This is a genomic window from Pseudomonas sp. R62, assembly GCF_000257605.1.
GTDB lineage: Bacteria > Pseudomonadota > Gammaproteobacteria > Pseudomonadales > Pseudomonadaceae > Aquipseudomonas > Aquipseudomonas atacamensis.
On record NZ_JH635998.1, the window covers coordinates 2,296,437 to 2,306,097 of the forward strand.

11 protein-coding genes and 1 pseudogene are annotated in these 9,661 nt (G+C 61.0%); 5 read left to right on the forward strand and 7 right to left on the reverse strand.

The features are described 5' to 3' along the window. The first annotated feature begins 148 nt into the window (after window positions 1–148). Window positions 149–1,045 carry a peptidoglycan DD-metalloendopeptidase family protein gene (locus OQK_RS11305; RefSeq protein WP_016772485.1) on the forward strand — a complete coding sequence of 299 codons (897 nt, stop codon included), beginning with the start codon at window positions 149–151 and terminating at the stop codon, window positions 1,043–1,045. Window positions 1,046–1,217: 172 nt separating this feature from the next. Here the strand turns inward: OQK_RS11305 and OQK_RS11310 are convergent, their stop codons facing one another. The 3 genes from OQK_RS11310 to phoB form a co-directional block, all read right to left on the reverse strand. Beyond that, complete coding sequence (locus OQK_RS11310; protein ID WP_016772486.1) at window positions 1,218–2,558, reverse strand: hemolysin family protein; 1,341 nt, start codon at window positions 2,556–2,558, stop codon at window positions 1,218–1,220. A gap of 123 nt (window positions 2,559–2,681) precedes the next feature. Further along, window positions 2,682–3,968 (reverse strand): phosphate regulon sensor histidine kinase PhoR, encoded by a 1,287-nt coding sequence (gene phoR / locus OQK_RS11315; protein WP_221264854.1) that lies wholly within the window; start codon window positions 3,966–3,968, stop codon window positions 2,682–2,684. Between the two features lie 138 nt (window positions 3,969–4,106). Continuing rightward, entirely contained in the window at window positions 4,107–4,796 is a 690-nt protein-coding gene (gene phoB, locus OQK_RS11320) for a phosphate regulon transcriptional regulator PhoB (RefSeq protein ID WP_007896474.1), read from the reverse strand. A gap of 151 nt (window positions 4,797–4,947) precedes the next feature. Here phoB and OQK_RS11325 point away from each other — a divergent pair, with 151 nt between their 5' ends. Next, window positions 4,948–5,331 carry a COG4315 family predicted lipoprotein gene (locus tag OQK_RS11325; RefSeq protein ID WP_016772488.1) on the forward strand — a complete coding sequence of 128 codons (384 nt, stop codon included), beginning with the start codon at window positions 4,948–4,950 and terminating at the stop codon, window positions 5,329–5,331. 117 nt (window positions 5,332–5,448) lie between these two features. Here OQK_RS11325 and ubiA read toward each other — a convergent pair whose 3' ends face one another. Further along, window positions 5,449–6,339, reverse strand: a complete 891-nt coding sequence (ubiA, locus tag OQK_RS11330) for a 4-hydroxybenzoate octaprenyltransferase (protein ID WP_016772489.1) — start codon at window positions 6,337–6,339, stop codon at window positions 5,449–5,451. Further along, window positions 6,339–6,899 carry a chorismate--pyruvate lyase family protein gene (locus tag OQK_RS11335; RefSeq protein WP_016772490.1) on the reverse strand — a complete coding sequence of 187 codons (561 nt, stop codon included), beginning with the start codon at window positions 6,897–6,899 and terminating at the stop codon, window positions 6,339–6,341. Before OQK_RS11335 ends, ubiA begins: the two co-directional genes overlap by 1 nt. A 201-nt stretch (window positions 6,900–7,100) precedes the next feature. On the opposite strand from OQK_RS11335, the gene OQK_RS11340 reads away from it, so the two are divergent. From OQK_RS11340 to OQK_RS11350, 3 genes are all read left to right on the forward strand, one after another. Continuing rightward, entirely contained in the window at window positions 7,101–7,268 is a 168-nt protein-coding gene (locus tag OQK_RS11340) for a rubredoxin (protein WP_016772491.1), read from the forward strand. Between the two features lie 20 nt (window positions 7,269–7,288). Further along, a complete protein-coding gene (locus OQK_RS11345) occupies window positions 7,289–8,437 on the forward strand; it encodes an NAD(P)/FAD-dependent oxidoreductase (protein WP_016772492.1) in 1,149 nt (382 codons plus the stop codon). A 190-nt stretch (window positions 8,438–8,627) separates the two neighbouring features. Beyond that, window positions 8,628–8,903 (forward strand): HU family DNA-binding protein, encoded by a 276-nt coding sequence (locus tag OQK_RS11350; RefSeq protein WP_003213368.1) that lies wholly within the window; start codon window positions 8,628–8,630, stop codon window positions 8,901–8,903. Window positions 8,904–9,006: 103 nt separating this feature from the next. Here the strand turns inward: OQK_RS11350 and OQK_RS29225 are convergent. Beyond that, window positions 9,007–9,168, reverse strand: a pseudogene (locus OQK_RS29225) (phosphatidate cytidylyltransferase); the annotation flags it as partial. Window positions 9,169–9,212: 44 nt separating this feature from the next. After that, the coding region (locus OQK_RS31185) for a hypothetical protein (RefSeq protein ID WP_238537167.1) at window positions 9,213–9,661 on the reverse strand (449 nt) is incomplete at its 5' end.

The following is a 9,661-nucleotide window of genomic DNA, read 5'->3' on the forward strand; positions in this document are numbered from 1 at the left end:
AACCTGTGGGAGCGAGCTTGCTCGCGAAGGGGCCATCAAAAGCACCACCCATCTCCCGCGCTGGCCATTTTGAAACATCTGTCGACTAGCCTGGTCTGTCTCAGCTGCTAGGCTGATTCCCAGGCCTTCCTTCGACAGACTTTTGCCCATGCTCGCGCGCCTGCTGTTTTTCTGCGGTCTCTGCCTGGCCTCCCAGCTGGCGATGGCCATGACCATCTACAAATCCACCGACGCCAACGGCGTGGTCTCGTACAGTGACCGCCCGAGCAAAGGCGCGAAAGTGTTCGTGTTTCAGGACCGCATGGTCGAGCGCCTCGACCGCCAGGTGTACTTGGACATCAAGAAGCAGAAGGGCGTCGACGTAGTGTTTGCGCGCAACGATCTGTACGCGCCGGTTGAGGTTGCCCTGGCCTTCATCGGCACGAGCAATGTGCGTGGCGCGCCGTCGCGAGCGATCCGTCGTGTGCTGCCACCGCGCAGCAACACGCGGCTGGCGCTGCTGACCGCGATCAGTCGTGACCAGCCGCTGGTGTATTCGCCGCAGTTCCAGTATTCGCTGGGCGACCCCGCAGGCACCGCGCAGAGCTATCGCTATCCGCTGCCCTGGCGTGGCGGGCCGTTTCGCCTGAGCCAGGGCGCCAACGGCCAATACAGCCACTACGGGCCGAAAAACCGCTACGCCATGGACATTGCCATGCCGGTGGGCACGCCGATCATCGCCGCGCGAGCGGGTGTGGTAGTCAAGACCGAGAACTCCCAGAGCGGGCGCGGCACCGATGCCTCCGGCAATTTCGTCCGAGTGCTGCACGACGACGGCACCATGGGCGTGTACCTGCATCTGAAACAGGGTTCGGTGAGCGTGCGCGAAGGCCAGCGGGTCAAGGTCGGCAGCCCGCTGGCGCTGTCCGGCAACACCGGCAACAGCAGCGGCCCGCACCTGCATTTCGTGGTGCAGCGCAATACCGGCGAAGGGTTGGTGTCGATTCCCTATCAGTTCAACCAGCCGCTGGGGGCGTTGCCCAACTTTGCGTTGGGCAAGCAGTAGGCGCGATAGGGTGTTGAGGGTTTTTGTGGCGAGGGGATTTATCCCCGTTGGGCCGCGAAGCGGCCCCAAATATTGCAACTCTGTACTAACTGACTGCATTCAATGGTTTTGGGACGGCTGCGCCGTCCAACGGAGATAAATCCCCTCGCCACAAGAGCCCCCCAAACTCCCATCAATCGAGCATCAACACCTTGGCCAGAACAATCTTCGGCCCTTTCATCTTCTTGATGATGATGCGCAGGCCTTCGACTTCCAGCACTTCTTCCTCTTCCGGCACCCGTTTCAGGGTTTCGTAAACCAGCCCGGCAAGGGTTTCCGCTTCGATGTGATCGAGATCGATGCCGAGCAGGCGCTCGACCTTGAACAACGGCGTATCGCCACGCACCAGCAACTTGCCCGGCTGATAGGCGAGGATGCCGCGCTCTGCCTTGCGGTGTTCGTCCTGGATATCGCCGACCAGCACTTCCAGCACGTCTTCCATGGTCAGGTAGCCGATGATGTTGCCGTCAGCCTCCTCGACCACGGCGAAGTGCGAGCCACCCTTGCGGAACTGCTCCAGCAGTTGCGACAGCGGCATGTGCCGCGATACGCGCTCCAGCGGGCGGGTCAGCTCGGCGAGGTTGAACGACTCGGGAATGTGGTCCAGCGCGGCCAGTTCCAGCAGCAGATCCTTGATGTGCAGCAGGCCGACGAACTCCTGGCGCTCGCTGTCGTACACCGGATAACGGCTGAACTTGTGGCGACGGAACATCGCCAGGATTTCCTTCAGCGGCGCATTGAATTCCAGGGTGATCAGGTCTTCGCGGGAGTTGGCCCAGTCGACCACTTCCAGCTCGCCCATTTCCACCGCCGAAGCCAACACGCGCATGCCCTGATCGCTGGGATCCTGGCCACGGCTGGAGTGCAGGATCAATTTCAGTTCTTCGCGGCTGTAATGGTGTTCATGGTGCGGGCCGGGTTCACCTTGCCCGGCGATACGCAGAATCGCGTTGGCGCTGGCATTGAGCAGGTAGATTGCCGGGTACATCGCCCAGTAGAACAGGTACAGCGGCACTGCCGTCCACAACGACAGCAGCTCGGGTTTGCGGATCGCCCACGACTTGGGCGCCAGCTCGCCGACCACGATGTGCAGGTACGAAATGATGAAGAACGCGGTGAAGAACGACACGCCTTTGATGATCTCGGGCGAGTCGACGCCGACCGCGCTCAGCAGCGGTTCGAGAATATGCGCAAATGCCGGTTCACCGACCCAGCCCAAGCCAAGGGAGGCGAGGGTGATGCCGAGCTGGCACGCCGACAGGTAGGCATCGAGCTGACTGTGCACGGTGCGCAGGATGTGCCCGCGCCAGCCGTGTTGTTCAGCGATGGCCTCGACCCGGGTCGAGCGCAGTTTGACCATGGCGAATTCCGCCGCAACGAAAAAACCGTTGAGCAACACCAGGATCAGAGCAAAAAGGATCATGCCGAAGTCGGCGAAAATGGTAGCGAGGGACAAGCCAGGGGAAGGGTCCATGATGGAGTTTTGCGGGTTCCGTGTGATTCGAAAGTGGGGAGAAACAGCGCCTGAAAGGCAGGCACAAGTCAGCCAATGTAGCGGCTGACCGTGCGATTGCCTAGTGGCGTGTGCCGGGCGGCATCACTCGGTGGCGCTGATCGCCCGTGCGCTGGCCACCTGGGCCGGGGCGAAATGGCAGGTGAACGTGCTGCCGTGGCCTGGCACGCTGCTGATCTCCATGCGCGCGCGGTGGCGCAGCAGCACGTGCTTGACGATGGCCAGGCCGAGGCCGGTGCCGCCAGTGTTGGAGTTACGGCTGGAGTCGACGCGGTAGAAACGTTCAGTCAGGCGCGGCAAGTGTTTGCTGTCGATGCCGATGCCGGAATCCTGCACGCTCAGGTGCGCGCCCTGATCGTCGCCCCACCAGCGAATGCGGATGTTGCCCTCGGCCGGGGTGTACTTGACCGCGTTGAACACCAGATTGGAAAACGCACTGCGCAGCTCGGCCTCGCTGCCCTTGAGCAGCACTCCGGCATTGGCCTCGAGGCTGATGCGCTGGTTCTTCGCCCCGGACAACTGCTGCGCGTCGCTGGTGATCGATTGCAGCAATGTGTCGATCTGCACCGGCTGGTTGTCCGACGGATAGTCGGTGGCTTCCAGCTTGGCCAGCAGCAACAGGTCGTTGAGCAGCGTCTGCATGCGCCCGCCCTGTTGCTGCATCTGTTGCAGGGCTCGGCTCCAGCGCGGGTTCACTTCCTCGACATTGTCGAGCAGGGTTTCCAGATAGCCGCAGATCACCGTCAGCGGTGTACGCAGTTCGTGGGAGACGTTGGCGATGAAGTCCTTGCGCATCTGTTCCAGCTGATGAATGCGCGTCACGTCGCGGACCAGCATCAGGTGTTCATTGTTGCCGTAGCGGGTCAGGTACAGCTGAATGCGCACGCGATCATTGGTCGGCGAAGGGATTTCCAATGGCTCGGCGAAGCTGTCCTGCTCGAAGTATTCTTTGAAGCGCGGATGGCGCACCAGGTTGGTCACCGGTTGGCCGCTGTCCTGCGGAGTCTTCAGGCCGAGCAGGGTTTCGGCGGCGCGGTTCCACCATTCGAGGTTGCCGTCGCTGTCGAGCATGATGACCGCGTCTTTCAGCGCGGCGGTGGACTCCTGCACCCGGTCGATCACCGCTTGCAGACGTCCGCGCACCCGTTGGTCGCGGCGTTGCAGGTGGTAGATGCTGTCGAACACCTCGCCCCACAGGCCATAGCCATCGGGCGGCGCTTCGTCGGGTTGATGCTGGCGCAGCCATTCGTGCAGACGCAGCAATTGCTTGAGCGTCCAGGCCAGATAAAGCCCCAGACCCGCCGCGAGGCTCCAGCCGTAATAGCCGGTGATCAGGCCGATCACCAGGCAGGCGGTGACCAGCAACAGCATGTGGCGAATCAGGGTGCCATGCCAGTTTTGATTCACGAGGGCGTCCTTAGCCGCAGCTTCAAGTTTCAAGCCGCAAGCTTCAAGCTAAAACGGATCGGCTTTCACTTGCCGCTTGTAGCTGGAAACTTGCAGCTGCTTTTACGCTTTTGTGGAGAACCGATAACCGGTGCCGCGCACGGTTTGTACCAGATTTTCGTAAGCGTCGCCGAGGGCCTTGCGCAGGCGGCGGATGTGCACGTCGACGGTGCGCTCTTCGACGTAGACGTTGCCGCCCCAGACCTGATCGAGCAACTGGCCACGGGTGTAGGCGCGTTCCTGATGGGTCATGAAGAATTGCAGCAGGCGGTATTCGGTCGGGCCCATCTCGGCGGGTTTGCCGTCGATGGTCACGCGGTGGCTGATCGGGTCGAGCAGCAGGCCGCCGACTTCGATCGGCGCTTCGCCATCGGTCGGTCCGGCGCGGCGCAGTACAGCCTTGAGGCGGGCGACCAGTTCACGCGGGGAAAACGGTTTGGTGATGTAATCGTCGGCGCCGACTTCGAGGCCCTGGATCTTGTTGTCCTCTTCGCCCTTGGCGGTGAGCATGATGATCGGGATGTCCCCGGTCAGCTCGTCACGCTTGAGGCGCCGGGCCAGTTCGATGCCCGAGGTGCCGGGCAGCATCCAGTCGAGCAGGATCAGGTCCGGTTTGCGGTCGACGATGATGGCGTGAGCCTGCTGCGAGTTCTCTGCCTCGAGGCAGTCATAGCCGGCCATTTCCAACGCCACGGCGATCATTTCGCGAATGGGCGCTTCGTCGTCGACGATCAGAATGCTCCTGCCAACCATGCCTTAATCCTCTTGTCATTTAACTGTCTTGCGCCGCATTAGATAACGGAATTATTGCAGTCGTGTGACAGTATTTCAGGCGCGCAACATTTGCACCCATCCTCGACTAAGCTCTAAGTCCGAATCCTGACAACCACAAAAGAAGGTTTCCATGACTCAGATGACTGCTTCGTTCAAAGCCCTGCTGCTGGCCGCCGCCCTGACATTGCCGGGGCTGGCCATGGCGGCCGATCCGGCGATGGAAAAGGACGGCATGTACACCGATCAAAAGGGCATGACCCTGTACACCTTTGCCAAGGACTCCGCTGGCAAGTCCGCGTGCAATGACAAGTGCGCGGCAAACTGGCCGCCGCTAATGGCGACAGCGAATGACAAGTCGATGGGGGACTGGACGGTAATCACTCGTGATGATGGCAGCAAGCAGTGGGCCTACCAGGGCATGCCGCTGTACACCTTTGTGATGGACAAGAAGGCCGGCGACATGACCGGCGACGGCAAAATGGACGGCGCATGGAAAGTCGCCAAGGCCAAATAACCGAGACGCACAAAACTGTGGGAGCGAGCCTGCTCGCGAAAAGCGGTGTGTCAGTTATCGCAGAGGTGACGGACATGACGCCTTCGCGAGCAGGCTCGCTCCCACAGGTGTCATGCATCAGCGCAGCGCGTAATCCAGCACGATCCCGACAAAGATCGCCAACCCTGCCCAATGGTTGTGCAAGAAGGCCTGGAAGCAACGCATACGGTCCTTGCTGCGCGTGTACCAGAACTCCCACGCATAACACCCGGCAGCCACCAGCAAGCCGAGGTGGAACCAGATCCCCAGCTCGAACTTCGACCCGGCCAGAATCAGGCAGGCCAGCGACAATGCCTGCAAGCTGAGGATGATCATCCGATCTGCCTCGCCAAACAGGATCGCCGTGGATTTCACGCCGATCTTCAGGTCGTCATCGCGATCGGTCATTGCGTAATAAGTGTCATAACCCACCGTCCACAGCAGGTTGGCGATCCACAGCAGCCACGCCGCCGCCGGCAATTCTCCGGTCTCGGCGGTAAAGGCCATTGGCATGCCCCAGGAAAACGCCGCGCCCAGCACCACTTGCGGGTAGTACGTGTAGCGCTTCATGAACGGATAAGTGAACGCCAGCGCCAGACCGCCCAATGACAGCCAGATCGTCGGCGCATTGGTGCACAGCACCAGCAGAAAACTGATGCCCATCAGCACGGCAAAGAACACCAGCGCTTCCTTCGAGCTGATCCGGCCAGCGGCGAGCGGCCGTTGCGCGGTGCGTTTGACATGGCCGTCGACCTTGCGGTCGGCCCAGTCGTTGATCACGCAGCCGCCGGCGCGGGTCAGCACTACGCCAAGAACAAAAATCACCACGTTGGCCAGCGACGGCGAACCCTTGCCGGCAATCCACAACGCCCACAGCGTTGGCCACAGCAGCAGGTAAATGCCAATCGGCTTGTCCATGCGCGTCAACTGAACGAAATCCCAGGCGCGCGGGTTCAGACGGTTGAGGGACTTGAGCAGGCTCTGATACATCAGCAATTCTCCGGATGGGCGCGGGCGGCGTCCCACAGGCTCGGCAGGAAGATTTCCGCGACCAGCACGCTCAGCGCGCCACGATCGAAACGCGAACGCCGGCCCCACAATTCAGGGGCTTGCACCGCTGGCGGCAACCATTGTTCAGTGTAGTGGCAGACTTCAATGGCGCGGCGCTGGAACGCCTGATCACAAAACAGCAATTCGCCCAGCGAGCGACTGCCCAGTTCATCCATGTGCAAACCATCACCTTGCAGGGCCGCCCGCGAGGCAACGCTGCGGGCAAACACCCAGGCCTCGCCGTGGCCGCGCAAATACACCTCGCGCACCCAGCCTTCGCTGTCCTCGGCCAGATCCAGTGCCGTGCATTCATCAGCGCGCAGGGTGTCCCAGCCTTCGAACAGCGGCGACACGCTGAAGCCGTCCTCGGACAAACGGGTCAAACGGCGGGTCAGCGAACCTTCGTCGAACAACCAGTCGAGGGTCAACGGATCGGGGCGGGGCGTCAGGCGGTCTTGGGTCAGCCAGAGCGGGGCGGGGCAGGCATTTGAATGTTGCACAATGAGTCATTATTGGCCGCAAATGAGGCGGCGAGCTTACCATGGCGGGCGACAGGATTGAGCGGCGCCGGCCGCCGTTGCGCCGAACAGGCTTGCATCTGCGCGGCACCCTCAGTACAAAACGCCCTGAGCCGGATGGCAACGCAGCACCCATCGACCGTCCGCGCCGGCACTACGCCTGAACCCTGAGGAAGTACCTGAATGAAGAAGTGGCAATGTATCGTCTGTGGCCTGATCTATAACGAAGCCGATGGTTGGCCGGATGACGGCATCGCGGCGGGCACCCGCTGGGAAGACGTACCGGCAGACTGGCTGTGCCCCGACTGCGGCGTCGGCAAAATGGACTTCGAAATGATCGAAATCAACTAAGCAAATCAGAGGAGTAAGGCATGAGCGCACCAGTCGTCATCATCGGCACCGGGCTTGCGGGCTACAACCTGGCCCGCGAGTTTCGCAAGCTCGACAGCGAAACCCCGCTGCTGCTGATCACCGCCGATGACGGCCGCTCTTACTCCAAGCCGATGCTCTCCACCGGTTTCGGCAAGAACAAGGACGCCGACGGCCTGAGCATGGCCGAACCCGGCGCCATGGCCGAGCAGTTGAAAGCCGAGGTGCGCACCCACACGCGCATCAGCGGTATCGACGCCGGCCACAAACGCTTGTGGATCGGTGAAGAAGCCGTGCCCTATCGCGACCTGATTCTGGCCTGGGGCGCGGAAACCGTGCGCGTGCCGATCGAAGGCGACGGCGCGGAACTGGTGTTCCCGATCAACGATCTCGAAGACTACGCGCGCTTCCGTGCCGCAGCGGCGGGCAAGCGTCGGGTGTTGTTGCTCGGCGCCGGGTTGATCGGCTGCGAATTCGCCAATGACCTGATCCTCGGCGGCTACGAAGTGCAACTGGTCGCGCCGTGCGAACAGGTCATGCCGATGCTCTTGCATCCCGCCGCTGCGGCGGCCGTGCAGGCCGGGCTGGAAAGTATCGGGGCGAAGTTTCACCTCGGCCCGGTGCTGACCCGGCTGGAGAAAGTCGCCGATGGCATGGAAGCGCACCTGTCCGACGGTCAGATCATCCCGTGCGATGTAGTAGTCTCGGCGATCGGCCTGCGCCCGCGCATCGATCTGGCGGCGGCTGCCGGCGTGCAGGTCAATCGCGGCGTGATGGTCGATCGTTACCTGAAGACCTCTCACGCCAACATCTACGCCTTGGGCGACTGCGCTGAAGTCGATGGGCTCAATCTGCTCTACGTGATGCCGCTGATGAGTTGCGCGCGCGCGTTGGCGCAAACCCTCGCAGGAAACCCGACCGCGGTCAGCTACGGGCCGATGCCGATCACCGTGAAAACCCCGGTGTGCCCGCTGGTGGTTTCGCCGCCGCCACGGGGCAGCGAAGGCATTTGGAGCGTCGAAGGGCAGGGCGCCGACATCAAAGCGCTGTGCCACAGTGCCGACGGTCAGTTGCTCGGTTACGCCCTGACCGGCGGGGCGGTCATGGAAAAACTGGCCCTGAACAAACAGCTACCGCCGCTGCTGGCGTAAATGCCGGTCGTTCTGTCGCAAACACCGCTCTTTTGCCCCGACAAAGGTCTTGGGGAGACTGGCGCCGCCGTTGGCGGCGTGCCATTCTCACTCCCGTCTGCCGCAGAGTAGAGCCTGCGGCGCCTTGGGCGCTGTTCCAATGAGAACAGCACGGACATAACAACAAAAAACCGTCAAAGGGGCTTCACTAATGCGTAAACCAGAACTCGCCGCTGCAATCGCCGAAAAGGCAGACCTGACCAAAGAACAGGCCAACCGCGTCCTCAACGCCGTCCTCGAAGAAATCACCGGCGCCCTGCACCGCAAGGACAGCGTGACGCTGGTCGGCTTCGGCACCTTCCTGCAACGCCATCGCGGCGCCCGCACCGGCAAAAACCCGCAGACCGGCGAACCGGTCAAGATCAAGGCCAGCAACACCGTGGCGTTCAAGCCAGGCAAATCGTTGAAAGACAGCGTCAATCCTTGATGGCGGCGTACTCCCCTGAATGACGGGGAGAACCGCAAATGAGAAATGGGCACACCGATTGCGGTCGGGTGCCCATTTTTTGTGGTTGGAGCATTCGTCTAGATCAGACGGAGAAGAAGTAACGCGTCAGGTGAAAGAAGAGCGGTGCCGCGAAGCATATCGAGTCCATCCAATCGAGGATTTCGCCGTGACCTTTGATCATTGTGCCCCAGTCCTTCGCGCTCAGACTGCGTTTGATAGCGGACATGACCAAGCTGCCTAGCCAGCTTGCGGCAGTCATTGGGACTTAAGCGTCGGGCAGCACGCCGACTACTCGGTCATCCGAACTGTTAATCGCAATGGCTTATCCTGGAATTGCTCAATTCGTAGCCTGCCCAGAATTTCATCGTTCGTACTCCGCCCTTTGCATACCAATTCATATTTGAAGACTTTACTTAACCGGGAGTCCGCATATTTACACTCGACTGAAAGCATGTTCTCGTTCGACCCATGCTCGTCCAGTGGTTCATCTGCCAGGTCATTAATATGTATCCAGACGGCGCTTAAGCCAAGTTTCTCTGGATCCTCAGTCATGTCCATGATCCAGATCTTGATTTCGCTGAGGAGCGTGAGACAGCCCCCAATGCTGGGAAGTAATTTGATGTTGAACTTGGCGGTCTGCGCAGTGGGTTGCCAAGGTTGTTTAAATTTTTTGACTCCAAGGTTGGGGTCTCTTGCGTAGTTTTCTGGCGCGTAACAGTAATATGGGGAAAACGGCT